Raw genomic sequence first — 22,972 nt, 5'->3', positions numbered from 1 at the left:
GCGCGGGGCGGCTTTGTTGCGGAAGCGGTGCCGTGCGAGGCGTTCGTACGGTCGTACTCAGGCCCCGCTCGTGCGGTACACCAGCGCCGTGGCGATCGCGGCGAGGCCCTCGGCCCGGCCGGTGAGGCCCAGGCCGTCGGTGGTGGTGCCGGAAACGGAGACGGGGGCTCCGGCCGCGGCGGTCAGTGTCTTCTGCGCTTCGTCGCGCCGCTTGCCGATCTTCGGGCGCACGCCGATGACCTGGACGGCGATGTTCCCGATCTCGAAGCCTTCGGCGCGGACGATCCGGGCCGCCTCGGCCAGCAGGGTGACGCCGGAGGCGCCGGACCACTCGGGGCGGGAGGTGCCGAAGTGCGCGCCGAGGTCGCCGACGCCCGCCGCGGAGAACAGGGCGTCGCAGGCGGCGTGGGCGGCGACGTCGCCGTCGGAGTGCCCGGCCAGGCCGTCCTCGCCCTCCCAGAGCAGGCCGGCGCACCACAGTTCGCGGCCGGTCTCGAAGGCGTGGACGTCGGTGCCGATGCCCACCTGCGGGAGCAGGGGGAGGGCCGGTCGCGGGCTAGTAGACATCGGTGGCCCTCCTGCGGGCGAGTACGGCCTCGGCGAGGACCAGGTCGAGCGGGCGGGTCACCTTGAAGGCTTCCTCGTGGCCGGGGACGAGCACCACGGGCACGCCGAGCTTTTCCACCATTCCGGCGTCGTCCGTGGCGCCCTCGCCGTTGACGGCGATGCGCTCGTGGGCGCGGACCAGGGTGGCCAGGTCGAAGCCCTGCGGGGTCTGCACGGCGCGCAGCCGGGCCCGCTCGGGGGTGGCGACGACCGGCTCGGGCTCGCCCGGCTTGCCGGGCTCGACCTCCTTGACGGTGTCGGAGAGCGGCATCGCGGGGACCACGGCGGGCGCGCCGTCGCGGACGGCCTCCACGACCGCGTCCACGGTGTCCACGGGCACCAGGGGGCGGGCCGCGTCGTGGATGAGGACGGAGGTGATGGTGTCCGGGAGCGCGTCCAGGCCGGCCCGTACGGACTCCTGGCGGGTCTCGCCGCCGGAGACCACGACGAAGTCGGTCCGCTCGGGCAGCGCGTGCTCGTCGAGGAGGTTCCTGACCTCCTGGGCGCCGCCGGGCGGGGCGACGACGACCACGAGGGAGACGGCGCGGGAGCGGGCCATGGCGCGCACGGCGTGGATCAGCATCGGGACGCCACCCAGGGAGCGCAGGGCCTTGGGGGCGCCGGGGCCCAGCCGGGTGCCGCGGCCGGCCGCGGGGATCACCGCGGCGGTGCGGTGGGGACGCGTTTCGTCATACATCGGTGGTGGCTCCGGGTTTGTGACTTCGGCCGACGTGGGTATGGCCAGAAGGGTGCCGGGTGCGACGCCCTCGCCCCTTCCGTGACGACCGGTCGAGCCGGCTGCCCGGACCCGGCCCGCCACCGCGCTGTGCGCGGGGAGCCGGATGCGGCAGCTCGGCATGCGGCGACCGGGGATGCGCGGTGGAGGCCGGGGAAACAGACATGCCGCAGCGCCCGGCGACAGTCCTCTCGGCGAGCGAGAGGGCCGTCATCGGGCACCGCGGCACGACTGCTGTGTAGGCGGTTCGTCGCGTCAGGACGCGAGAACCTCGTCGAGGAGGGCCTCGGCCTTGTCCTCGTTGGTGTTTTCGGCGAGCGCGAGCTCGCTCACCAGGATCTGGCGCGCCTTCGCGAGCATGCGCTTCTCGCCCGCGGAGAGCCCGCGCTCGCGCTCACGACGCCACAGGTCACGGACTACTTCCGCGACCTTGATGACATCGCCAGAGGCGAGCTTCTCCAGATTTGCCTTGTAGCGACGAGACCAGTTCGTCGGCTCTTCGGCGTACGGTGCGCGAAGCACCTCGAAGACCCGGTCCAGCCCGTCCTGGCCGACCACATCGCGGACACCGACGAACTCCGCGTTGTCCGCAGGTACGCGAACCGTCAGGTCACCCTGGGCGACCTTGAGCACCAAGTAGGTCTTGTCCACGCCTTTGATCTGGCGAGTTTCGATGGCCTCGATCAGCGCGGCCCCGTGATGGGGATAGACCACGGTGTCGCCAACCTTGAACGTCATGTGACAGGTACCCCTTCCGTGGCTATCCAGGGTAACACGAGAACCGACTGTTATGAATGGCGTTTTCGCAGGTCAGGGCCTATCTCGGGGCTTGACAACAGCGACACGATCGTGCTGCGGAGGGCTTCCGGAAGGGGGTATTCGCAGGTCGGAGCCACTGCGCGGACGGACAGAATCGACCACGCTACACCCGCGGGGCGCCGCGCTCGACGTGACGTACGTCCCGTTTTGCCTGGTTCGGCGCGGTGAAACCGAACTACTCCGTACGACTGGTGAGGCCACTCTGTAGCGGGTTCCGGCCCAATCCCGAATTGATCACGGAGCGCTGTTCGAAGGAATCCCGGAATTGATCATTAATTGCGAGATCGACGGGACGGGTTCAGGGTGGCCCGCGCACTGCGGAGGGTCGGGTGCGGGGGCGGGGCGGCGGCTCGGTAACCTAAGCGCGCTGACACACACTTAGGGCGGCTTTACCCGCCGCCCGACCGCACCACCCGCAGTACCTGCCTCGCCGTCCTCCGTCCGTACGTCCTAGGAGTTGCCGCCGCCGTGAGCCGCAGCCTTCGACGCGGCGCTCTCGCCGCCTCCGCCCTCGCGTTCTCGATCGCCTCGCTCGCCGCATGCGGCGCGGGCAACGACGCACAGACGCTCGAAATCAAGCCGGACAACGCCGCCGTCACCAAGGGCGACATCAAGGTCCAGAACGCACTGGTCATCACCCAGGGCACGAAGGACGGCAAGGGCCCGGCCGTCGTCTCGGCGACCGTCTTCAACACCGGCGCCACCCCGCAGACCCTCGACGCCGTCACCCTCGCGGGTGCCACCGGCAAGGTGACGCTGAAGGACTCCACGGGCGGCGCCAAGGTCACCGTGCCCGCCCACGGCTCGGTCGTGCTCGGCGGCAAGGGCAACGCCTCCGCCGTCATCGAGGGCGGCCGCCAGGCCGTCAAGGACGGCGACGCGCAGAAGGTCGTCTTCCAGCTGAGCCAGGCCGGTGACGTCGAGCTGGCCGCCTTCGTCGTCCCCGCCTCCGGGTTCTACGCGGGCTACGGCCCGACCGAGGCCCCCGCGGCCGGTGCCACGCCGTCCGGCAGCGCCTCCGCCTCGCCCTCGGGCACGCCGTCGCCCTCCGGTTCCGCGTCGCCCTCGGGTGCCGCGTCGCCGTCCGGCACCCCCTCGGGGTCCGCGTCCCCGTCGCACAGCGCCGGTCACTGACCGACCCCGCTCGCGGACACAGACGAGGAGGGCCTCCCCCGGATTCCGGGGGAGGCCCTCCTCGTCTGTGTGCCCGTACGGTTTCGGTTTACGGCTCGAACTTGTAGCCGAGGCCGCGCACCGTGACCAGGTAGCGCGGCGCGCCCGGGTCCGGCTCGATCTTGGCGCGCAGGCGCTTGACGTGGACGTCGAGGGTCTTGGTGTCGCCCACGTAGTCAGCGCCCCACACCCGGTCGATCAGCTGCATGCGGGTCAGTACGCGGCCCGCGTTGCGCAGCAGCATCTCCAGGAGGTCGAACTCCTTGAGCGGGAGGTCGACCTTGGCACCGGCGACGGTGACCACGTGACGGTCGACGTCCATGCGGACCGGACCGGCCTCCAGGGCCGCCGGGGTGACCTCTTCCGGCTCGCCGCGGCGGCGCAGGACCGCGCGGATGCGGGCGACCAGTTCGCGCGAGGAGAAGGGCTTGGTGACGTAGTCATCGGCTCCTATCTCCAGCCCGACGACCTTGTCGATCTCGCTGTCCTTGGCGGTGACCATGATCACGGGCACGTTGGAGCGGCCTCGCAGCTGCCGGCAGACCTCCGTACCGGGCAGCCCGGGGAGCATCAGGTCGAGGAGGACGAGGTCGGCGCCGTTGCGCTCGAATTCGTCCAGCCCGTCGGGCCCGGTCGCGGCGATGGCGACCTCGAAGCCCTCCTTGCGGAGCATGTAGGACAGGGCGTCGCTGAAGGATTCCTCATCCTCGACGACGAGCACTCGGGTCACGGAAGGACCTCCGGGGCAGGAATGGCTGGTTCGGGTTGGAGCACGGGTCGGGCGGGTGCGGTGGCCGCCGCGGGGGCGGGTACGGCGGCCTCCGGAAGCCGCAGGGTGAAGGTGGAGCCCTGTCCCTCGGAACTCCACACCGTGACCTCCCCGCCGTGCGAGGCGGCCACGTGCTTCACGATCGCGAGGCCGAGGCCGGTGCCGCCCGTGGCACGGGAGCGGGCCGGGTCCACGCGGTAGAAGCGTTCGAAGATGCGCTCACGGTCCTTTTCCGGGATGCCGATGCCCTGGTCGGTCACGGCTATCTCGATCAAGTCTCCACCCGGCGCGTTCACCCGGCGCGCGGCGATGCCGACGCGGGTGCGGGCGGGGCTGTAGTTCACGGCGTTCTCGACGAGGTTTCCGAGGGCGGCGGCGAGCTGCCCCCGGTTGCCCCAGATCCGCAGGTCGGCGGTGCCGCCGACGGCCATGGTGATCTGCTTGGAGGAGGCCGTGTGGCGGCAGCGGTCGATGGCCTCGGCGACCAGGGTGTCGGCGCGGACCGGTTCGGCGTCCTCCAGCGGGTCGTCGTTCTGGACCCGGGAGAGGTCGATCAGCTCCTGGACGAGGTTGATCAGCCGGGTCGCCTCGATCTGCATGCGGCCGGCGAAGCGGCTGACCGCCTCGGGGTCGTCGGCCGCGTCCATGACGGCCTCGGAGAGCAGGGAGATCGCGCCGACGGGGGTCTTCAGCTCGTGCGAGACGTTGGCGACGAAGTCACGGCGGACCGCCTCGATCCGGCGGGCCTCCGTCAGGTCCTCGACCAGCAGCAGTACGAGGCGGGAGCCGAGCGGGGCGACCCGCGCCGAGACGGCGAGGGCCTCGCCGCGGCCGGTGCCGCGGCGCGGGAGGTCCAGTTCGATCTGGCGTATCTCCCCGTCGCGGCGGGTGTCGCGGGCCATGTGGAGCATGGGCTCCACGGCGAGTTTGCCGCCGCGCACCAGGCCGAGGGCGTACGCCGCGGAGCTGGCCTTGACCACCGCGTCACCCTCGTCCAGTACGACGGCGGAGGAGCGGAGTACGGAGAGGACGGTGTCCACTCCGGGCGGGAGTACCGCATTGATGTCGGGTCGCATGGAGCTCCGGGTGGGGCGGGCTTGGTCGCGCTCGCTCCAGCGGAACGCCAGCATGGCGATCACACCGGTGCACAACCCGGCGATCGCTGCAGCTGCGGCGACCGCCGCGTTCACGTCCATGTGTCCAGGTTAAGCAGGTGCGACGAGACTTCCACAGCCGTTCGGGTGGCACCTCGAACAGTCGTCGCCCAGAGTTCACCCTGGCGACGGGGTTGATTCACTTGTGATGCCGGAGTCGGACGCGTTTACGGCTCAACGTGTCAACGTGGGGCAAGAGGCCCCGGCCCCACGCACGAGCGGGCACGACGCAAGAGAGGGACACCCACCATGCGGGACGCGTACCACGAGGAACTGGACTCGATCGGAGAAGGCCTGGTCGAGATGGCCCGGCTCGTCGGTTCCGCGATCGGCCGGGCGACCACGGCCATGCTCGACGCCGACCTCAAGCTCGCCGAGAGCGTCATCGCCGCCGACCAGAAGGTGGACGACCTCCAGCACGACCTGGAGGCCCGCGCCATCGCCCTGCTGGCCCGGCAGCAGCCCGTAGCCACCGATCTGCGCATCGTGGTGACCTCGCTGCGCATGAGCGCGGACCTGGAGCGCTCCGGCGACCTGGCCCAGCACGTGGCGAAGCTCGCCCGGCTGCGCTTCCCGGACACGGCGGTCCCGCGGGACCTGCACGCCACCATCCTGGAGATGGGGCAGCTGGCGCAGCGCCTGATGGCGAAGGCCGCCGAGGTCATCATCACCAAGGACGTCGACCTCGCGCTCCAGCTGGAGCAGGACGACGACGAGATGGACCAGCTGCACCGCACGCTGTTCCAGCACCTGATGGACGACCGCTGGAAGCACGGCATCGAGACGGCCGTCGACGTGACGCTGCTGGGCCGCTACTACGAGCGTTTCGCCGACCACGCGGTCTCGGTCGCCAAGCGCGTCGTCTACCTGGTGACGGGCGAGCACGCCGACGAGCTGCAGCCGCCGACGGCGGTCGACGGCGCCTGACGGCGCATCACGGCGCCTGCCCCAATGCGCCGTTGACGCGCCCGTGCGGCTGGGCATGAATGAGGCAAAGGCAGTACGACCCGGTACGCCTGCGAGGAGGAACCATGTCCGATTCCCCCGTCCCCATCACGCCCGAGCAGGAGCACCAGCCCCCGGAGGCCCTGCGCCTCCCGCTGCTCGCGGCCTGCGGCTGCGGCTCGGGCTGCGGCTGCGGCTGCCAGTCCGGCGCCCCCTGCCAGTGCGGCGGCTGACCCCGCCCGCCTGACGCCCGTACGCGCAGACAGCCCCCCACCCGCCGGGAAACGGCGGGTGGGGGGCTGTTCCGTGCGTGAGGGCTGCTTCTCGCTGCCGCTTCTCGCTACTTCTTCTTGCTACTTCTTCTTGCCCTGGTTCTTGACGGCCTCGATGGCGGCCGCGGCGGCGTCCGGGTCGAGGTAGGTGCCGCCCGGGTTCAGGGGCTTGAAGTCGGCGTCCAGCTCGTAGGAGAGCGGGATGCCGGTCGGGATGTTCAGGCCCGCGATGTCCGCGTCGGAGACGCCGTCGAGGTGCTTGACCAGGGCGCGCAGGGAGTTGCCGTGCGCGGCGACCAGGACGGTGTGGCCGTCGAGGAGGTCCGGGACGATCGAGTCGTACCAGTACGGGAGCATGCGGACGACGACGTCCTTGAGGCACTCGGTCCGCGGGCGCAGCTCCGGCGGGATCGAGGCGTAGCGCGGGTCCTCGGACTGCGAGAACTCGGTGCCGTCTTCCAGCGCCGGGGGCGGGGTGTCGTACGAGCGGCGCCACAGCATGAACTGCTCCTCGCCGAACTCGGCGAGGGTCTGGGCCTTGTCCTTGCCCTGGAGGGCGCCGTAGTGGCGCTCGTTCAGGCGCCAGGAGCGGTGGACCGGGATCCAGTGGCGGTCGGCTGCCTCAAGCGCCATCTGCGCGGTGCGGATCGCGCGCTTCTGGAGCGAGGTGTGCACGACATCGGGGAGCAGACCGGCGTCCTTGAGCAGCTCACCGCCGCGGACCGCCTCCTTCTCGCCCTTCTCGTTGAGATTGACGTCCACCCAGCCGGTGAACAGGTTCTTCGCGTTCCACTCGCTCTCGCCGTGGCGGAGGAGGATCAGCTTGTACGGTGCGTCGGCCATGCGTACGAGCCTAATGGACGCCGGATGCCCTCGCGCGCGTCGCAGGGGGCCTGCCGGGACGGGTCCCGGGACCCTCGTCAGGCGGCGCCAATTGACGCACGGCGTCAATCCAGTGGCGCCCGCGCGCCCGTGGTCGTAACGTGCCGATGGCAGCCGCACCACTTACATCTCCAGGGGGAGCCCGTATGTCATCCCGTATGTCCGCCGACAGGATGAGGCGGGCCGCGCGTGCCAGCGTCGCGGGGCTGCCGCGCGAGTTCTGGTGGCTGTGGACGAGCACCCTGGTGAACCGGCTCGGGGCTTTCGTCGCCACATTCATGACCTTGTACCTGACCCTGGACCGGGGCTACTCGGCCTCGTTCGCGGGGCTGGTGGTCGCCCTGCACGGGCTCGGCGGGGTGGTGTCCTCGCTGGTCGCCGGGGTGATGACGGACCGGCTGGGGCGGCGCCCGACGCTGATGGCCGCGCAGCTGTCCACGGCCTTCTCCGTCGCCCTGCTCGGCTTCATGCAGCACCCGGCGGCGATCGCCGCGGTCGCCCTGCTCGTCGGCATGACCTCCAACGCCTCCCGCCCGGCGGTGCAGGCGATGATGGCGGACATCGTGCGCCCCGAGGACCGGGTCCGGGCCTTCGCCCTCAACTACTGGGCCATCAACCTCGGTTTCGCGGTCTCCGCGACCGCCGCCGGTTTCATCGCCGAGTACAGCTACCTCGCCGGGTTCCTCGGCGAGGCGGCGCTGACCCTGGCCTGCGCGGTCCTCGTCTACGTCAAGCTCCCCGAATCGCGCCCCGAGAAGGGCGCGGACGGCGCCGCCGGGGGCGCGGAGCCGGCGGTCGGGATGGGGACCGTGCTGCGCGACGGCCGCTTCATGGGGGTCGTCGGGCTGTCGTTCCTGATCTCGCTGATCTTCATGCAGGGGTCGTTCGGGCTGCCGCTGGCGATGGGGGCCGCGGGCTTCACCCCGGGTGAGTACGGCATGGTCATCGCCCTCAACGGGGTGCTGATCGTGCTGCTGCAGATCCCGGTGACCCGGCTGATCGAGCACCGCGATCCGCAGAAGCTGCTGGTCGCCTCGGCCCTGCTGGCCGGGTACGGGTTCGGGATGACCGCCTTCGGCGGCTCCCTCGGGGTGATCGCGCTGACCGTCTGCGTCTGGACGGTGGCCGAGATCATCAACTCGCCGACCCAGATGGGCCTGGTCGCGCGGCTCTCCCCGACCCACGGCCGGGGCCGCTACCAGGGCATGTACACGATGTCGTGGGCGGTGGCCTCGCTGATCGCCCCGCTGACGGCGGGCTTCGTCATCGACCGGTTCGGCGCGGGCTGGCTGTGGGGCGCGATGGTGGTCCTCGGCTCGGTCGCGGGCCTCGGCTACTGGATGCTGATGCGGAACCTGCCCGAGGCCGGGCAGCCGAAGGAAGAGGAAGAGGTGCGGGAGGAGGCGGACGCCGTCCTGCCCGCGCCCGCCGCCGCCTGAGGCGCGGACGCCCGGCCGGTCAGCCGGTCAGCCGGCCGGGCGTTCCGTCAGGTGCTTGAAGGCGTCGAGGTTGCGGGTGGACTCGCCCCGCGAGACCCGCCACTCGTACTCCTTGCGGATGGCGCTCGCGAAGCCCAGTTCCAGCAGCGTGTTGAAGGCCCCGTCGGCGCCCTCCAGGACCGCGCCGAGTACGCGGTCCAGCTCCGGCGGGGTCACCACGGCCAGCGGCAGCCGGGCCGTCAGGTAGACGTCGCCGAGGCGGTCGACGGCGTAGGACATGCCGTAGAGCTTGAGGTTGCGCTCCAGCAGCCAGCGGTGCACGGCGCCTTCGTTCTCGTCCGGGTGACGGATGACGAACGCGTTGACCGACAGGGAGTGCCTGCCCACCTTGAGGGAGCAGGTGGTCGACAGTTTGCGCGTGCCCGGCAGCTTGACGACGTACGACCCGGGCTCGGGGCTCTCCCACTCCAGCCCGGCGTCGTCCAGCGTGCTCTCGATGATCTCCGCCGGGGCGGTCGGGGCGCTCTCAGCCATGGTGGGAGCGTACGTGACGGCGGTGATCGTGCATCGCCGCGGTGTACACGTCCGCCGTGCCGGCGGCCGCCGTGTCCCAGCCGAAGAACTGCGCGTGGCGGGCCGCCTCGCGCCCCATCCGGTCGGTGAGCGTGGGGTCGTCGACGAAGCGGCGCAGCTGGCGCGCGTAGTCGACGGGGTCGTGACCGGGTACGAGAATGCCCGTGACCCCGTCGTTGACGGCGACCGGGAGCCCGCCGACCGCGGCCGCGAGGACCGGCGTACCGGTGGCCTGGGCCTCTATGGCGACCAGTCCGAAGGATTCGTTGTACGAGGGCATGACCAGCACGGACGCGGCCCGGAACCAGTCCGCGAGCTGGTCCTGGCCGACCGGCGGGTGGAAGCGGACCAGGTCGGCGATGCCGAGCCGGGCCGCGAGCTTCTGCAGGCCCTCGGGCTTGGCGAGGCCGCTGCCGCTGGGGCCGCCGACGACGGGGACGAGGAGGCGGCCGCGCAGGGTGGGGTCCTGGTCGACCAGCTCGGCGACGGCGCGCAGCAGGATGTCGGGGGCCTTGAGCGGCTGGATGCGGCCCGCGAAGAGCGGGATGACGGCGTCCTGCGGGAGTCCGAGGCGGGCGCGGGCGGCGGCGCGGCCGTCGCCGACGGTGAAGCGCTGGAGGTTCACGCCGGGGTGTACGACGGCCACTTTGCCGGGGTCGGCCTCGTAGTGGCGGACCAGCTCGTCGGCTTCCTCGGCGGTGTTGGCGATGAGGCGGTCGGCGGCGGCCACGATCTGGGTCTCGCCTATGACGCGCGCGGCGGGCTCGGGGCTGTCGCCCTCGGCCAGCGCGGCGTTCTTGACCTTGGCCATGGTGTGCATGGCGTGCACGAGCGGGACGCCCCAGCGTTCGGCGGCGAGCCAGCCGACGTGGCCGGAGAGCCAGTAGTGGGAGTGGACGAGGTCGTAGTAGCCGGGGCGGTGTCCGGCCCAGGCCTGCATGACGCCGTGGGTGAAGGCGCAGAGCTGGGCGGGCAGCTCTTCCTTCGCGAGGCCCTCGTAGGGGCCCGCGTCTATGTGCCGGACCAGGACGCCCGGGGTGATCTCCACGACCGGGGGCAGCCCGCCGGTGGTGGCCCGGGTGAAGATCTCGACCTCGATATTGATCGCGGCGAGCCGCTTGGCCAGCTCCACGATGTACACGTTCATACCGCCCGCGTCACCGGTGCCGGGCTGGTGCAGCGGCGAGGTGTGCACGCTGAGCATCGCGACCCGGCGCGGTTTGCGGTGGTGGCCGACGGCGGGCAGCAGCCGCCGGGGCGCGTCGAGGCGGGTGCTGCGGGCGGCGGCGATCCTGCCGCCGAGCCGGGACACGTACTGACTCAAGGAGCGGTCCTCTCACTCGGGCTCGTACGGCTTACAGGACGGGGCACGACGGGGCTGGGCGGAACAGGGCAGCGCGGAGCGCGGCGCACCCCCTGCAAGGAGTGCAACCCGCGCGACCGTCCCGCGCATTCCGGGGCGGCGCGAGGAATCCCGGCGGTTTACCGGATTTTTATCGAGCGCCCGGCGTCCGCTTACCCTCGGATCATGGCCGCACGCACTCCTCCTCCCAGCCGACCCGTGGGTGCGGTGACCCGGGGCACCACCAATCCGAACCGGTTGCGCCGAATGGACCGCTGGATCGCCGCCACGCACGGGGCCGCACTGCTGCGCGCCGCGGCGCCCGTGGCCGTGGACCTGGGGTACGGGGCCGCGCCGTGGACGGCGGTCGAGCTGCTGGCCCGGCTGCGGCCGGTGGCGCCGCGGGTCCGGGTGGTCGGGATCGAGATCGAACCGGCCCGGGTCGCGGGCGCGAAGCCGTACGAGCGCGAGGGCCTGAGCTTTCGGCACGGCGGCTTCGAGGTGCCGCTGGACGGCGGTGAGCGGCCGGCCCTGATCCGGGCGGCGAACGTGCTGCGCCAGTACGACGAGGAGCAGGTCGCACAGGTGTGGGAGCGGCTGTGCGGGCGCCTCGCGCCGGGCGGGCTGCTGGTGGAGGGGACCTGCGACGAGATCGGGCGGCGGCACGTGTGGGTCGCGCTGGGCCCGGAGGGGGCGCGCACGGTGACCTTCGCGACCCGGCTGGGCTCCCTGGAGCGCCCCTCGGACCTGGCGGAGCGGCTGCCGAAGGCGCTGATCCACCGCAACGTGCCGGGCGAGCCGGTGCACGCGTTCCTGCGGGACTTCGACCGGGCGTGGGCCGCGGCGGCTCCGTACGCCTCGCTGGGCGCCCGGCAGCGGTGGATCCGTGCGGCGAAGGGACTGGCGGCGGACTGGCCGCTGACGGACGGTCCGAAGCGCTGGCGGCAGGGTGAACTGACGGTCCGGTGGGAGGCGTTGCGCCCGAGGGCGTGAGGCGGGACGGGGTGCGGCGACTCGGTGGGGTGAGGCGTGCCGGACGGGGAACCGGGGGCGTGGGCGGCCCGTTGAGTGCGTGCGGGGCGTGGCGGGTGCGGGTCGGAGGGTGTTGGAATTCGCCGAGTCGTGGCACCATCCCGAGGGCAGTGAGAAGTTACTGATGAATAGTCAGATCTGATACGGGATCTGGCGCGGGTGCCTGGGGGGACCATGAAACGACACCGTGGCGCATCCGCGCTCACCCTGCTCTGCGCGATGGCGATACTGACGGCCCCGGGCCTGGTGAGCACGGCGTACGCCGCCCCGGGCGCCCTGGCGGCCCCGCTGGCCCCCTCGGCCCCCTTGGCCCCTTTGACCCCCGCCGCGCCGGGCACTCCGGCCGCGCCGGAGCCGGGGGCCAAGTCGCTGGAGCAGGTGCACAAGGAGATAGAGGACCTGTACCGCCAGGCGGGCACCGCCACGGACGCGTACAACCTCGCGGTGGGCGAGGCCAAGACCCAGTCCGACAAGATCGTCGAGATCGCCAAGCAGGTGGTGGCCGGGCAGGAGCGGATCTCGACGCTCAAGAACCGCGCGGGCGCCGCCGCCCGCGCCCAGTACCGCTCGGGCGGCCTGCCGCCGGGCGCGCAGCTGGCCCTGAGCCCCAGCCCGAGCGTGTTCCTGGCCGGCGCCGACCTGCTGCGGCAGGGCGAGAAGGCCACCGCGGACAACCTCGCCGAGCTGAACCGGACCCAGTCCGACCTCCAGCAGTACGCGGCGGACGCGAGCGCTCACTGGCAGACCCTGGAAGCCAACCGGGTCAAGCAGGAGACCGCCAAGAAGGAGATCGAGCAGAAGATCAAGACCGCGGAGGAGCTGGAGAGCAAGCTCCAGGCCGAGGAGAAGGCCCGGCTGATCCAGCTGGAGCAGGAGGCGCAGTACAAGGCGCAGACCGCCTGGCTGTCCTCGGGCGCGCTCAAGGAACTCCAGGGCACGGCCTCCGAGGCGGGGCGCAAGGCGGTCCAGTTCGCCACCGCCCAGATCGGGAAGCGGTACGAATGGGGCCACGAGGGCCCGGACACCTTCGACTGCTCGGGGCTCACCTCGCAGGCGTGGCTGGCGGCGGGCCGGCCGATCCCGCGGACCTCGCAGGAGCAGCTGCGGCTGCTGCCGAAGGTCGCGGTCAAGGACATGCGGCCGGGCGACCTGATCATCTACTTCGACGACGCGAGCCATGTCGCGATGTACATCGGCGACGGGGCGATGGTGCATGCGCCGCGGCCGGGGCGGACGATCACGATCGCGGGTGCGGGTTCGATGCCGATCAAGGCGGTCGTGCGGCCTGACGCGTAGGGCTCCGGCGGGGGGCGGGGTATGTGTGCCGGGGGCGGGTACGTGCGCCGGGCCGCCGCCGCTGCCGACGCTGCTGCCGCCGCCGCCCAGGGCTGGGGGCCCGGGGCTGCCGCCCTGCGGCCCGGGGCCCGTGGCCCGTCCCCGTGGCGGGCTGGGGTGCGGGGGCCCGGGCGGAGCCGGGTGGGGCCCCCGGCGGGCCCTCAAACGCCGGGCGGGCTGGGATGGCGGCCAGGGGTGGAGAACTGCTGGTCCTTTGGTTCGCTCTTGTGAGTGATAGTGCATTTGGGTGAGTGTCGTTACGGTCGCGCGTATGAACCTCAAGGAGTGGGCGAAGGCGCAGGGTGTGCATCCGCAGACCGCGTATCGCTGGTTCCGTGAGGGCGTGTTGCCGGTTCCTGCTGAGCGGGTGGGGCCGCGCACGATCCTGGTCAACGTCGAGGCGAACTCGTCGCCGTCCGTGACGGGTGGTGTGGGCCTGTACGCCCGCGTTTCCTCTCACGATCAGAGGCAGGATCTGGAACGTCAGGTCGCCAGGCTGACCGAGTGGGCGGCGAAGGCCGGGCACCGAGTGGTGCGGGTCGAATCCGAGATCGCCTCGGGCATGAACGGCAGCCAGGCAAAGGCGCGTCGCCTGCTGGCCGACCCTGCGGTGACCACTGTGGTGGTCGAGCACAATGACCGCCTCGGCCGGATGAACATCGAACTCGTCGAAGCCGCCCTGTCTGCGACCGGCCGCCGCCTGGTGGTCCTGAACGAGGGCGAAGCCGAAGACGACCTGGTACGGGACATGGCTGAGGTCCTGACCTCCTTCTGCGCCCGCCTGTACGGCCGCCGCTCTGCGGAGAACCGGGTGAAGAAGGCTCTGGAGGCGGCGGCTGCCGATGACTGAGCGGCCGAAGAAGAAGCAGCTCCGTACCCTCGACGCGCCATTCGTGGCCCTCGGCCCGTCCGGTGTGGCGATACGCGACCGCCTCAAGAACCTCACGCCCGAGGACGAGAAGGTGTTGCGGCTGGTGGGTGAGCACCTGGGCGCGCTGGCTTCCCGCGACCTGGCGGCCCGCTGTCGTGATGGTCTGGAGCACTCCACGGATACGTGGGCTGGCCGGAAGCGAGGTGTGACGGCTGAGTCCTCGTCCCGCTGGGCCGGGGCGATCACGAAGGCCACACACGATCAGTGGGCCCTCTCCCGCCGCTGCCAGCTCGCGTACATCCTGAGCCTTGAGGCCGGTGTCCGCACGCTGATGCACCGCCTGTCCCAGCCGATCGGCGAGCGCGGTACGAAGCGGGCACCCGGCGCCTACCGCTCCAAGCGCGAATGGTTCCACAAGTCCCGGCGTCTGCACGTACTGGAGCACCGTCTCGACATCGCGCATGCTGAGCGGGAAGCGGGTGCAGTGCACGTGGTGCGCGGCGGCCGGAAGCTCCTGAATACCCGCCACAACCTCGAAGCCGCTCAGATCGATGAGTCCGAGTGGCGCCAGCGGTGGGAAGCCGAACGCTGGTTCCTCCAGGCGGACGGCGAGTCGGGGAAGCGGTTCGGGAACGAGACGATCCGCGTCACCCCCGACGGCGAGATCGACATCAAGCTGCCCACCCCCCTCGCCCACCTGGCCAACGCGCCGCGTGGCCGGTACGTCCTCGCCTCCAAGGTGGCATTCGCGCACCGGGGCCAGGAGTGGGGCGACCGCATCGAGGCGAACCGGGCCGTCGCCTACCGCGTCCACCTCGACGTGGAACGCGGACGCTGGTACCTCACCGCCTCGTGGCAGCGCCCCGTCGTCCGGACGATCCCGCTGGCGACGGCCCAAGCTCAGGGCATGATCGGTGTGGACACGAACGCCGACCACTTCGCCGCCTACCGGCTCGACGCGCACGGCAACCCGGTCGGCGACCCGCGCCGGTTCTTCTACGACCTGTCCGGCACCGCCGACCACCGCGACGCGCAGATCCGCCACGCCATCACCCAGATACTGCACTGGGCTGAGCGATCCGGGGTGGCGGCCATCGCGATCGAGAACCTCGACTTCACCGCCGAGAAGACCCGCGAGAAGCACGGCCGCAAAAAGCGGTTCCGGCAGCTCATCTCCGGCATCCCCACCGGCAAGCTCAAGGCCCGGCTGGTGTCCATGGCAGCCGAGATGGACATCTCCATCGTCGCCGTCGATCCCGCATACACGTCGATGTGGGGCGACCAGCACTGGCGCAAGCCCCTGACCAGCAACAAGCGAAAGATGTCCCGTCACGATGCCGCTGGCATCGCGATCGGACGACGCGCCCTCGGGCACCCGATCCGGCGACGGGAGGCACCGCCCCACGACGACCGGAGTGATCGTCGCGGGCATCGGACCGTCCAGGCCGGACCGGACACCCGAGGGCGTGAGGGAACCCGCCCACCCGTCACGGAACGTGCACACGATGCACGCCGCCGGACAGGGACACAGCGAACGCGGGAGACCAGCGCACCCAAAACCGTTCGGGATGCGCGCAGTGCCGGGACGTGGGTCCAAGATTCACTCCTGCTCACTGATGAGGAACGGTGACGTTGGTCATCCCAGGATGGGCGATCCCACGCGATAACGGCATATGCCGGGGGCGGCCGCCGGGGACACCATTCACGTGCCGGGCGCGGACCGCTAGGGTCGGGGCGCACGAGCGCACCCTCGGGGGGAGGGAAGGAACCGGAGACGATGCCCGCATCCGTACCGCGGCAGAGGGACACCCCGCCCGCGGAGAGCGGTCAGGCCCGCCCGCCCGCCACGTACACCGTCGTACCGCCCCAGCAGCCGGGCGGAACGGCCCAGCCGGCCGGGCCGCAGGCCCTGACCCTGCTGGTGATCCAGGACGACCCCGCGGGCGGTCTCACCGTCCCCGAGATCCTCGACTCCGACGGCCACCGCATCCGGATCCGCACCGCCCGCAACCTCACCGAAGCGGCGCGGCTGCTCACCCATGACGTGCACTGCATCCTGCTCGACCTGTCCTTGACGGGGACAGGGACAGGTACCGACAGCGCCGACCCCGAGGCCGACGAGCTGGCGATGCTGCGCCAGGTGCTGCGCATGGCTCCGCGGCACGCCGTCCTGGTCCTGACCGCCGAGGCCGACGCCGAGCGGGCCGCCGAGGCGGTCCGTGTCGGCGCCCAGGACTTCCTCTTCGGCAGCGAACTGGACGGCCGGCTGCTGAGCCGCGCCATCCGCTACGCGGTGGAACGAAAACGCGCCGACATCGCCCAGTACAAGCTGGCCGAGTCCCGGCTGCGCGCCCAGGAGAACGCCCGCCTGGAACGCGGCCTGCTCCCCCACCCCCTGCTGGAGGGCTCGGACCTGCGCTTCGCCGCCCGCTACCACGCGGGCCGCAGCCGGGCCCTGCTCGGCGGCGACTTCTACGACACCGTCCGCACCCCCGACGGCACCGTCCACGCGATGATCGGCGACGTCTGCGGCCACGGCCCGGACGAGGCCGCCCTCGGCGTGGAGCTGCGCATCGCCTGGCGCGCGCTGACCCTGGCGGGCCTGTGCGGGGACGATCTGCTGGCGACGCTCCAGGAAGTGCTGGAGGTGGAACGTCCCTGCGAGGAGATCTTCGCGACGCTCTGCACCGTGGACATCTCCCCGGACGGCCGCCGCGCGGGCCTGTGCCTGGCGGGCCATCCGGCCCCGCTCATATCCCGGCCGGGCCGCCCCGCACGACTCCTCCCCTACGAGGACAGCGGCCCGGCGCTGGGACTGCTGCCCCGGGCCCGCTGGCCCCGCCGCCAGGTCGACCTCGGCGGCACGTGGAGCCTGATGCTCTACACGGACGGCCTGATCGAGGGCCGGATCGGCGCCGGGCGCGAGCGCCTCGGCCAGGACGGCATGGTCGAGATGATCAACCGGCACCTCGACCGCGGACTGCGCGGCGAGGGCCTGCTGGAAGCGGCCGTCAGCGAGGCCCGCCGCCTCAACGGGGGCGAACTCACCGACGACGTGGCCGTCGTCCTCCTGGACCGCACGGCGGGCTGACGGCTACGCCTACCGGCCGCCGTTGTAGGGCCCGTACGGCCCGTCGCTGCTGCTGCCGCCCTTGCGCCGCCCGCCGCCGCCCGAGACCTGCTTGAGGGCGGGGCGTACGTCGACGAAGAAGACGATGGTGGCGACCAGCCCGGCGATCTGCAGGAACAGCATCGCGGACCCCAGGAAGAAGTCCACGAGGACCGCGACGCCGAGGAGCACCATCCAGAAGGTCTTGGTCTGCTTGCCCGCGGCCCGGTACGCGTCCTCACGGGCCAGCAGCGCGAAGACGAACGCCGCGACGGCGAGCAGCAGCATGGCGTAGCCCAGCAGGGGCAGGACCCCGTTGTCGAAACCCCGGATCAACATCGACTCGACCGCCTTCTCGCACGTGCATTTGTGTGGGAACGCCCCCTGTGAATCCACTCCACGCTACCGGCTGGGCGATCCCGTGGAACGACAACGGACCGGGCACCCGCAAAGGTGCCCGGTCCCGTCCGTGTCGTGCGTGTCGCTCAGCTGGCGTCGTCCGGCGCGGCCGCGGCCTTCTTGGCCGTGCTCTTGCGCGCGGAGGTCCGCTTCGCGGCGGGCTTGTCCTCGGCGGCGGGCGCCTCGTCCACCGGCTCGGCCTCGGCCGGGGCCGGGACCACCGCCACGACCACGGGCTCCGGCTCGACGGCCTCGGCGATGTCGACGATCTCCTCGGCGACCTCGCCGCGCCAGGCCCGTACGGCCTGCTCGCCGTGCTCGGCGACCTTGTCGTAGGTCTCCTTGGCGCGCACCGCGTACTCGGCGGCCACGCCCACCCCGCGCAGCGCCAGGTCCTGCGCGCTCTCCCCGAGCTTCTTCGGGTCGAAGGCCCCGAGGACCTCGGCGACCTTGGCGGTCACCGCTTCCTGGGCCTCGCGCGCCTTGTCCTGCACGACCTTCGGGTCGGTGTTCTTCACGGCCTCGATCCGCGCCGGGGCCTCGGCGCGCAGCTGCTCGATGAGCCCGGGCACCTTCTTGGCCTGCTGCACGGCGAGGTCCGCGGTTCCGGCGGCGAAGTAGAGCGGGGTCGGGTCGGTGAGGGTCTTCTTCAGCTCATCGGCGATGGCCATGTGCGGTCCTCCCGGATCACAGTTCGGTCGTATCGGCTTCGGCACGCGTATCGGCTTCGGCATGCGCACCGGCTTCGGCATCGAGCGCGTTCTCCTTGCGGAACGACTCGTAGATCTGGAGCAGGACCTGCTTCTGCCGCTCGCTGATCGACGGGTCGGCGAGGATGACGGCGCGCGTCTCCACTTCGTCGCGGTCGCGCTCGTCGAGGATCCCGGCCTGCACGTACAGCGTCTCCGCGGAGATCCGCAGCGCCTTGGCGAGCTGCTGCAGGATGTCCGCGCTCGGCTTGCGCAGCCCGCGCTCGATCTGGCTGAGGTACGGATTGGACACCCCCGCCGCCTCGGCCAGCTGCCGCAGCGAGAGCTGCGCCTGCCTCCGCTGCTCGCGGAGGTACTCGCCGAGGTTCCCGACGTTGAGCGATGCCATGCCCCGATCCTGCCGCACCCTGCTAACTATTGCAAGCACTTGCTTGCAATAACTCCCGCTGGAGAAGGGCGGGGAACCGGGTCAGCGGCCGCACAGGGCTGTGTCCACGATCTTCGCGACGTGGTTCATGGCGGCCTTGTCCGTCGGCTGGATGGTCACCGCCACGTTCGCCGCGCGGCCCTTGGCGGTGACGCCGCCGCGGGTCTCGTACCCGGGGAAGCTGCCGCCGTGGCCCCAGTAGACGCCGCCGCACGACAGCGGGATGCTCACCAGGCCCAGGCCGTAGCGAGCGCCCTCGCCGAAGTACTCCGCGCCGACGGTGGTCTTCATCTGGTCGAGCTGGGCGCGCGGCAGGAGGCCGCCGGACAGGAGCGCGGTGTAGAAGCGGTTGAGGTCCGCGTTGGTGGAGATCATCTGGCCCGCCGCCCAGGCCCAGGACGGGTCCATCTCCGTGATGTCGACCAGCGGCGCGGTCGCCGACTCCCGGTCGTAGCCGTGGGGGTGGGGCTCCCGGATGGTGATGTCGCCGGGGGCGGGGAAGTAGGTGTGGCGCAGGCCCGCGGGCACGATGACGCGCCGGGTGATCTCCTCGGCGAGGGGGCGCCGGGTGACCTGTTCGACGATCAGGCCGGCCAGGACGTAGTTCGTGTTGCTGTACTCCCACTTCTCGCCGGGGTCGAAGTGGCCCGGGTGCGCCAGGGCGATGGCGACGAGGTCGCGGGGATCGTAGGGCTTCGGCTGGATGTCGTAGGCGGTGTAGTTGGGGAGGCCGCTGGTCTGCTGCAGGAGGTGCCGGACGGTGATCCGGCTGCCGTCGATCCGCTCCCCGTGGACCAGGCCCGGCAGGTAGGTGTCGACCGGGGTGTCGAGGCCGACCCGTCCCTCCGCGACCAGTTGCAGCACGGCCACCGCGGTGAACGCCTTGGTGTTGCTGCCGATCCGCACCTGCCCGTCCCCGGGCACCGCCGCGCCGGTGGCCAGGTCGCCGACGCCCGCGGTGTACGTACGGGTACGGCCGTCGCGGTCCCGTACGGCGGCCAGCGCGCCGGGCAGGCCGTCGTCGCGCACCAGCGCGTCCAGCCCCCGCTGGACGGTGTCCGTGCGGGTGGCGGCGAACGCCGCGGGGGGCGCCAGTGCGCCCGCCGTCATGACGGCGGCGGTCATCGCGGCGACCACGGCCACCGCGGCCGCCGACCGCGCTCCGAAGAACGAACGCGACTTCTGTCCTGCTTGCTCACTCACGAGCACGAGCCAACTCCTGTGATCGACGGAGGAGATCACAGCATGTCCGGGCGCCGCCGCCCGGGACGATCCTGCTGGCCGCCGACTCCGGCCGGGGGCTAGCCCCCGTCGCCGCGGGGTTTCGCGCGGACGTGCATGCGCTCGCCCTGTCTGCCGAAGAGGCTGAGGAGTTCGACCGGGCGGCCGTCCGCGCTGGTGAACCAGTGCGGGAGGCGGGTGTCGAACTCGGCGACCTCGCCGGGCCCGAGGACCAGGTCGTAATCGGCGAGGACGAGGCGCAGCCGCCCGTCGAGGACGTACAGCCACTCGTAGCCCTCGTGCGTCCGCGGCTCCGGCTGCGCGCCCCGGTCCGCGATGACCATCTTGAACGCCTGGAGCGGGCCCGGGCCGCGCGACAGGGCCACGGACATGCCGCCGTTGGGCAGGGTGCGCGGGGTCAGCCGCACCCGCGGGTCCCCCACCTCCGGCGCGCCGACCAGGTCGTCCAGCGGCACCCGGTACGCCTCGGCGAGCGGGAGCAGCAGTTCCAGGCTGGGGCGGCGCTGGCCGGACTCCAGCCGGGACAGCGTGCTCTTGGAGATGCCGGTCGTCTCGGCGAGCGCCGCCAGCGTCAGCCCGCGGCGGGCGCGCAGCCGCTTGAGGCGGGGGCCGACCTCGTCGAGAACCGCCCGGTGCCGAGCCCTCGGCGGGCCGCCGTGCCGTGAGTCCTGCTCGGCGTCGTGCTCAGCGTCGTGCTCAGCGTCGTGCTCGGCGTCGTGCTCGGCGTCGTGCTCAGCGTCCTGGTCGGATTCCGGCTGCTTTTCCATGCGGGCATTCCACTCCCTCGTCCCGGAACCGGCAACAGAAGTTGTCGCCTCGCAGAGTCGGGCGCACGCTCCGGGCACACCCGCTCCCCCTCGGGGCGGCACCGCAGATCGGAGTTCACCGTGAAGGCGAAGTCGACCCGGACCGGGCCCGCCCCGGCCGCCCCCGGAACCGGACCTACGCGCGGCACGCCCCCCGTCCGGTGGGTGCTCGCCGGTCTGTCCCTCTCCATGCTGCTGTCCTCGCTCGGCACCAGCATCGCCAACGTCGGCCTCCCGACGCTGGCCCAGGCCTTCGACGCCACCTTCCAGCAGGTCCAGTGGATCGTCCTGGCCTACCTCCTCGCCGTCACCACCCTGATCGTCGGCGCCGGGCGGCTCGGCGACATCACCGGCCGCCGGCGGCTGCTGCTGGCCGGGATCCTGCTCTTCACCGCGGCCTCCGTGGCGTGCGGCCTCGCGCCGACGCTCGGGCTGCTGATCGCCGCCCGCGTGGCGCAGGGCCTCGGCGCGGCCGTCATGATGGCCCTGACCATGGCGTTCGTCAGTGCGACGGTGCCGAAGGAACGGACCGGCCGCGCCATGGGCCTGCTCGGCACCATGTCCGCCGTGGGCACCGCGCTCGGCCCCTCGCTCGGCGGCCTGCTGATCGCCGGGCCCGGCTGGCGGGCGATGTTCCTGGTCAACGCGCCGCTGGGCGTGCTGGCCTTCCTCCTCGCCCGCCGCCACCTGCCCGCCGACCCGCCGCAGGCGGCCGCCCGGCCGCGCTTCGACCACCGGGGCACGCTGCTGCTCGCGCTCGCCCTCGCCGCGTACGCCCTCGCGATGACCCTGGGGCGCGGTGCGTTCGGCCCGCTCAATCTGGCGCTGCTCGCGCTCGCGGCCCTGGGCGCCGTGTTCTTCGTACGCACCGAGGCCCGGGTGTCCTCGCCGCTGGTCCGGCTCGCCCTCTTCCGGGACCGGGCGCTGGTCGCGAGCCTCGCCATGAGCGCGCTCGTCTCGACGGTGATGATGGCGACGCTGGTGGTGGGCCCGTTCTACCTCTCGCGCACCCTCGGGCTCGCCGCGGCCCCGGCCGGGCTGGTCCTGGCGGCCGGTCCGTTCGTGGCCGCGCTGACCGGCGTACCGGCCGGGCGGATCGTGGACCGGTTCGGCGCTCCGCGCACGACCGTCGCGGGGCTCGTCGCGATGGCGGCGGGGGCGGTCGCCCTGGCGGCGGCGCCGACGGCGCTGGGCACCGGCGGTTACGTCGTTCCGCTCGTCGTCGTCACCATCGGGTACGCGGTGTTCCAGACGGCCAACAACACGGCCGTCATGGCCGAGGTGCTCCCGGACCGGCGGGGCGTCGTCTCGGGCCTGCTCAACCTGTCGCGCAACCTCGGGCTGATCACCGGCGCGTCCGTCATGGGCGCCGTGTTCGCGCTCGCGGCGGCCACGGACGACATCACGACGGCCGCGCCCGGGGCCGTCGCCACGGGCATGCGGGTCACCTTCGCCGTCGCCGCGGCCCTGATCGCCGTGGCGCTGGCCCTAGGGGGTGTCCGCAGGAGCGTGCCTACTCCGCGGCCGTCCCGATGACCACGGTCGCGTCGAGTTCCTCCGAGGACACCACCGCGACCTCGCCGAACCCGGCCCTGGTCAGCGCCTCGGTGGTCCACCGCGCCTGCCGGTCGCTGGTCTCGATCAGCAGCCGCCCGCCCGGCGCGAGCCACGGCAGGGCGCCCGCCGCGACCCGGCGCTGGACGTCGACGCCGTCCGCGCCGCCGTCCAGGGTGGCCGACGGCTCGTGCTCGCGGGCCTCCGGCGGCAGCAGCCCGATCTCGTCCGTGGGGACGTACGGCGCGTTCGCGACCAGGATGTCGACCCGGCCCAACAGCGCGGCGGGCAGCGGCCCGTACAGGTCGCCCGCGTAGACGCGGCCGTCGTACGGCGCCACGTTGCGCGCGGCGTACGAGACGGCCACCGGGTCGATGTCGGCCGCGTGCAGCTCCACGCGGCCGCCGTCCCCGCCGCGGACGCCCCTGGCGGTCAGTTCCGCGGCCACGGCCGCGCCGACCGCGCCGACCCCGCAGCACAGGTCCAGCACCACCGAGTCCGCCCGCCCGCCGGCCGCGGCCTCGCGCACCAGGAACTCGGTGCGCCGCCGCGGTACGAAGACCCCCTCGCCCACCGCCATCCGCAGCCCGCAGAACTCCGCCCAGCCCACCACGTGTTCCAGCGGCCGCCCGGCCACCCGGAGTTCCACCAGGGCGGCCAGGTCGGCGCCTTCCGCGGCGGCCGCCAGCAGCAGCTCCGCCTCCTCCTCGGCGAAGACGCAGCCCGCCGCGCGCAGGGTGCCGACGAGGGCATCCACATCCATGGTCGAAGACAAGT

The 22,972-nt window shown here is 72.2% G+C and carries 24 protein-coding genes; 10 read left to right on the top strand and 14 right to left on the bottom strand.

Annotated features, from left to right (window positions below):
- Window positions 1-57: 57 nt before the first annotated feature.
- The 3 genes from ispF to OHS33_RS19810 form a co-directional block, all read right to left on the bottom strand.
- Complete coding sequence (gene ispF / locus OHS33_RS19820) at window positions 58-567, bottom strand: 2-C-methyl-D-erythritol 2,4-cyclodiphosphate synthase (protein WP_330331740.1); 510 nt, start codon at window positions 565-567, stop codon at window positions 58-60.
- The gene (gene ispD / locus OHS33_RS19815) at window positions 557-1,303 is read right to left on the bottom strand and encodes a 2-C-methyl-D-erythritol 4-phosphate cytidylyltransferase (RefSeq protein WP_330331739.1); all 747 of its coding nucleotides are present in this window, start codon (window positions 1,301-1,303) and stop codon (window positions 557-559) included. Before ispD ends, ispF begins: the two co-directional genes overlap by 11 nt.
- 294 nt (window positions 1,304-1,597) lie before the next feature.
- Entirely contained in the window at window positions 1,598-2,080 is a 483-nt protein-coding gene (locus OHS33_RS19810) for a CarD family transcriptional regulator (protein WP_003953493.1), read from the bottom strand.
- A 549-nt stretch (window positions 2,081-2,629) separates the two neighbouring features.
- Here OHS33_RS19810 and OHS33_RS19805 point away from each other — a divergent pair.
- Complete coding sequence (locus OHS33_RS19805; RefSeq protein ID WP_330331738.1) at window positions 2,630-3,295, top strand: DUF461 domain-containing protein; 666 nt, start codon at window positions 2,630-2,632, stop codon at window positions 3,293-3,295.
- Window positions 3,296-3,383: 88 nt separating this feature from the next.
- On the opposite strand, the gene OHS33_RS19800 is transcribed toward OHS33_RS19805, so the two are convergent.
- Window positions 3,384-4,064, bottom strand: a complete 681-nt coding sequence (locus OHS33_RS19800; protein ID WP_007265514.1) for a response regulator transcription factor — start codon at window positions 4,062-4,064, stop codon at window positions 3,384-3,386.
- Window positions 4,061-5,299, bottom strand: coding sequence for a sensor histidine kinase (locus tag OHS33_RS19795; protein ID WP_330331737.1), 1,239 nt, complete (start codon window positions 5,297-5,299; stop codon window positions 4,061-4,063). Before OHS33_RS19795 ends, OHS33_RS19800 begins: the two co-directional genes overlap by 4 nt.
- A gap of 207 nt (window positions 5,300-5,506) precedes the next feature.
- Between OHS33_RS19795 and phoU the strand changes: the two genes are divergently transcribed.
- Together phoU and OHS33_RS19785 are read left to right on the top strand one after the other, a co-directional pair.
- Window positions 5,507-6,184: a phosphate signaling complex protein PhoU gene (gene phoU / locus OHS33_RS19790; RefSeq protein ID WP_330331736.1), complete on the top strand. Its 678-nt coding sequence runs from the start codon at window positions 5,507-5,509 to the stop codon at window positions 6,182-6,184.
- Between the two features lie 104 nt (window positions 6,185-6,288).
- Window positions 6,289-6,435, top strand: coding sequence for a hypothetical protein (locus tag OHS33_RS19785; RefSeq protein WP_283456926.1), 147 nt, complete (start codon window positions 6,289-6,291; stop codon window positions 6,433-6,435).
- A 120-nt stretch (window positions 6,436-6,555) separates the two neighbouring features.
- Here OHS33_RS19785 and OHS33_RS19780 read toward each other — a convergent pair whose 3' ends face one another.
- Window positions 6,556-7,317: a phosphoglyceromutase gene (locus OHS33_RS19780; protein ID WP_330331735.1), complete on the bottom strand. Its 762-nt coding sequence runs from the start codon at window positions 7,315-7,317 to the stop codon at window positions 6,556-6,558.
- A 197-nt stretch (window positions 7,318-7,514) separates the two neighbouring features.
- On the opposite strand from OHS33_RS19780, the gene OHS33_RS19775 reads away from it, so the two are divergent.
- Window positions 7,515-8,795, top strand: a complete 1,281-nt coding sequence (locus tag OHS33_RS19775; protein ID WP_330331734.1) for an MDR family MFS transporter — start codon at window positions 7,515-7,517, stop codon at window positions 8,793-8,795.
- Window positions 8,796-8,822: 27 nt separating this feature from the next.
- Here OHS33_RS19775 and OHS33_RS19770 read toward each other — a convergent pair whose 3' ends face one another.
- Both OHS33_RS19770 and mshA read right to left on the bottom strand, forming a co-directional pair.
- Window positions 8,823-9,329 carry a YbjN domain-containing protein gene (locus OHS33_RS19770; RefSeq protein ID WP_330331733.1) on the bottom strand — a complete coding sequence of 169 codons (507 nt, stop codon included), beginning with the start codon at window positions 9,327-9,329 and terminating at the stop codon, window positions 8,823-8,825.
- Window positions 9,322-10,692: a D-inositol-3-phosphate glycosyltransferase gene (gene mshA / locus OHS33_RS19765; protein ID WP_330331732.1), complete on the bottom strand. Its 1,371-nt coding sequence runs from the start codon at window positions 10,690-10,692 to the stop codon at window positions 9,322-9,324. The genes OHS33_RS19770 and mshA overlap by 8 nt, the downstream gene beginning before the upstream one ends.
- Before the next feature lie 204 nt (window positions 10,693-10,896).
- On the opposite strand from mshA, the gene OHS33_RS19760 reads away from it, so the two are divergent.
- The 5 genes from OHS33_RS19760 to OHS33_RS19740 all read left to right on the top strand — a co-directional run bounded on the left by OHS33_RS19760 (window position 10,897) and on the right by OHS33_RS19740 (window position 17,039).
- The gene (locus OHS33_RS19760; RefSeq protein ID WP_330331731.1) at window positions 10,897-11,703 is read left to right on the top strand and encodes a class I SAM-dependent methyltransferase; all 807 of its coding nucleotides are present in this window, start codon (window positions 10,897-10,899) and stop codon (window positions 11,701-11,703) included.
- 213 nt (window positions 11,704-11,916) lie between these two features.
- Entirely contained in the window at window positions 11,917-13,038 is a 1,122-nt protein-coding gene (locus OHS33_RS19755) for a C40 family peptidase (protein ID WP_330331730.1), read from the top strand.
- A 310-nt stretch (window positions 13,039-13,348) separates the two neighbouring features.
- A complete protein-coding gene (locus OHS33_RS19750) occupies window positions 13,349-13,927 on the top strand; it encodes an IS607 family transposase (RefSeq protein ID WP_330331729.1) in 579 nt (192 codons plus the stop codon).
- Window positions 13,920-15,578 carry a transposase gene (locus tag OHS33_RS19745; protein ID WP_330331728.1) on the top strand — a complete coding sequence of 553 codons (1,659 nt, stop codon included), beginning with the start codon at window positions 13,920-13,922 and terminating at the stop codon, window positions 15,576-15,578. Before OHS33_RS19750 ends, OHS33_RS19745 begins: the two co-directional genes overlap by 8 nt.
- Window positions 15,579-15,725: 147 nt before the next feature.
- Entirely contained in the window at window positions 15,726-17,039 is a 1,314-nt protein-coding gene (locus tag OHS33_RS19740; protein ID WP_330331727.1) for a PP2C family protein-serine/threonine phosphatase, read from the top strand.
- A gap of 9 nt (window positions 17,040-17,048) precedes the next feature.
- Here OHS33_RS19740 and OHS33_RS19735 read toward each other — a convergent pair whose 3' ends face one another.
- The 5 genes from OHS33_RS19735 to OHS33_RS19715 form a co-directional block, all read right to left on the bottom strand.
- Complete coding sequence (locus OHS33_RS19735) at window positions 17,049-17,396, bottom strand: DUF2516 family protein (RefSeq protein WP_330331726.1); 348 nt, start codon at window positions 17,394-17,396, stop codon at window positions 17,049-17,051.
- 146 nt (window positions 17,397-17,542) lie between these two features.
- Window positions 17,543-18,127: a hypothetical protein gene (locus OHS33_RS19730; RefSeq protein WP_330331725.1), complete on the bottom strand. Its 585-nt coding sequence runs from the start codon at window positions 18,125-18,127 to the stop codon at window positions 17,543-17,545.
- Window positions 18,128-18,143: 16 nt separating this feature from the next.
- Window positions 18,144-18,554, bottom strand: a complete 411-nt coding sequence (locus tag OHS33_RS19725) for a helix-turn-helix domain-containing protein (protein ID WP_330331724.1) — start codon at window positions 18,552-18,554, stop codon at window positions 18,144-18,146.
- 81 nt (window positions 18,555-18,635) lie between these two features.
- Complete coding sequence (locus OHS33_RS19720) at window positions 18,636-19,796, bottom strand: serine hydrolase domain-containing protein (protein WP_443065323.1); 1,161 nt, start codon at window positions 19,794-19,796, stop codon at window positions 18,636-18,638.
- Between the two features lie 98 nt (window positions 19,797-19,894).
- Complete coding sequence (locus OHS33_RS19715) at window positions 19,895-20,602, bottom strand: helix-turn-helix domain-containing protein (protein ID WP_330331723.1); 708 nt, start codon at window positions 20,600-20,602, stop codon at window positions 19,895-19,897.
- A gap of 120 nt (window positions 20,603-20,722) precedes the next feature.
- Between OHS33_RS19715 and OHS33_RS19710 the strand changes: the two genes are divergently transcribed.
- Entirely contained in the window at window positions 20,723-22,177 is a 1,455-nt protein-coding gene (locus tag OHS33_RS19710) for an MFS transporter (protein WP_330331722.1), read from the top strand.
- On the opposite strand, the gene OHS33_RS19705 is transcribed toward OHS33_RS19710, so the two are convergent.
- Complete coding sequence (locus OHS33_RS19705) at window positions 22,155-22,958, bottom strand: putative protein N(5)-glutamine methyltransferase (RefSeq protein WP_330335113.1); 804 nt, start codon at window positions 22,956-22,958, stop codon at window positions 22,155-22,157. The two genes, OHS33_RS19710 and OHS33_RS19705, sit on opposite strands and share 23 nt — an antisense overlap.
- Window positions 22,959-22,972 lie beyond the last annotated feature (14 nt).

Origin of the sequence: Streptomyces sp. NBC_00536, from assembly GCF_036346295.1 — a bacterium.
In the GTDB taxonomy this organism is placed as follows: domain Bacteria; phylum Actinomycetota; class Actinomycetes; order Streptomycetales; family Streptomycetaceae; genus Streptomyces.
The sequence above is the reverse complement of the archived record's forward strand: the minus strand, read 5'-3'. Positions and strand labels throughout refer to the sequence as shown.

Bases quoted from the DNA above. Each gene is read 5' to 3' on its own strand.
- OHS33_RS19780 (WP_330331735.1), bottom strand. From the start codon at position 7,317: ATGGCCGACGCACCGTACAAGCTGATCCTCCTCCGCCACGGCGAGAGC.
- OHS33_RS19705 (WP_330335113.1), bottom strand. From the start codon at position 22,958: ATGGATGTGGATGCCCTCGTCGGCACCCTGCGCGCGGCGGGCTGCGTC.
- OHS33_RS19810 (WP_003953493.1), bottom strand. From the start codon at position 2,080: ATGACGTTCAAGGTTGGCGACACCGTGGTCTATCCCCATCACGGGGCC.
- OHS33_RS19725 (WP_330331724.1), bottom strand. From the start codon at position 18,554: ATGGCATCGCTCAACGTCGGGAACCTCGGCGAGTACCTCCGCGAGCAG.
- OHS33_RS19755 (WP_330331730.1), top strand. From the start codon at position 11,917: ATGAAACGACACCGTGGCGCATCCGCGCTCACCCTGCTCTGCGCGATG.
- OHS33_RS19775 (WP_330331734.1), top strand. From the start codon at position 7,515: ATGTCCGCCGACAGGATGAGGCGGGCCGCGCGTGCCAGCGTCGCGGGG.
- OHS33_RS19745 (WP_330331728.1), top strand. From the start codon at position 13,920: ATGACTGAGCGGCCGAAGAAGAAGCAGCTCCGTACCCTCGACGCGCCA.
- OHS33_RS19735 (WP_330331726.1), bottom strand. From the start codon at position 17,396: ATGTTGATCCGGGGTTTCGACAACGGGGTCCTGCCCCTGCTGGGCTAC.
- ispF (WP_330331740.1), bottom strand. From the start codon at position 567: ATGTCTACTAGCCCGCGACCGGCCCTCCCCCTGCTCCCGCAGGTGGGC.
- phoU (WP_330331736.1), top strand. From the start codon at position 5,507: ATGCGGGACGCGTACCACGAGGAACTGGACTCGATCGGAGAAGGCCTG.
- OHS33_RS19730 (WP_330331725.1), bottom strand. From the start codon at position 18,127: ATGGCCATCGCCGATGAGCTGAAGAAGACCCTCACCGACCCGACCCCG.
- OHS33_RS19760 (WP_330331731.1), top strand. From the start codon at position 10,897: ATGGCCGCACGCACTCCTCCTCCCAGCCGACCCGTGGGTGCGGTGACC.
- OHS33_RS19785 (WP_283456926.1), top strand. From the start codon at position 6,289: ATGTCCGATTCCCCCGTCCCCATCACGCCCGAGCAGGAGCACCAGCCC.
- ispD (WP_330331739.1), bottom strand. From the start codon at position 1,303: ATGTATGACGAAACGCGTCCCCACCGCACCGCCGCGGTGATCCCCGCG.
- OHS33_RS19715 (WP_330331723.1), bottom strand. From the start codon at position 20,602: ATGGAAAAGCAGCCGGAATCCGACCAGGACGCTGAGCACGACGCCGAG.
- OHS33_RS19750 (WP_330331729.1), top strand. From the start codon at position 13,349: ATGAACCTCAAGGAGTGGGCGAAGGCGCAGGGTGTGCATCCGCAGACC.
- OHS33_RS19795 (WP_330331737.1), bottom strand. From the start codon at position 5,299: ATGGACGTGAACGCGGCGGTCGCCGCAGCTGCAGCGATCGCCGGGTTG.
- OHS33_RS19770 (WP_330331733.1), bottom strand. From the start codon at position 9,329: ATGGCTGAGAGCGCCCCGACCGCCCCGGCGGAGATCATCGAGAGCACG.
- OHS33_RS19740 (WP_330331727.1), top strand. From the start codon at position 15,726: ATGCCCGCATCCGTACCGCGGCAGAGGGACACCCCGCCCGCGGAGAGC.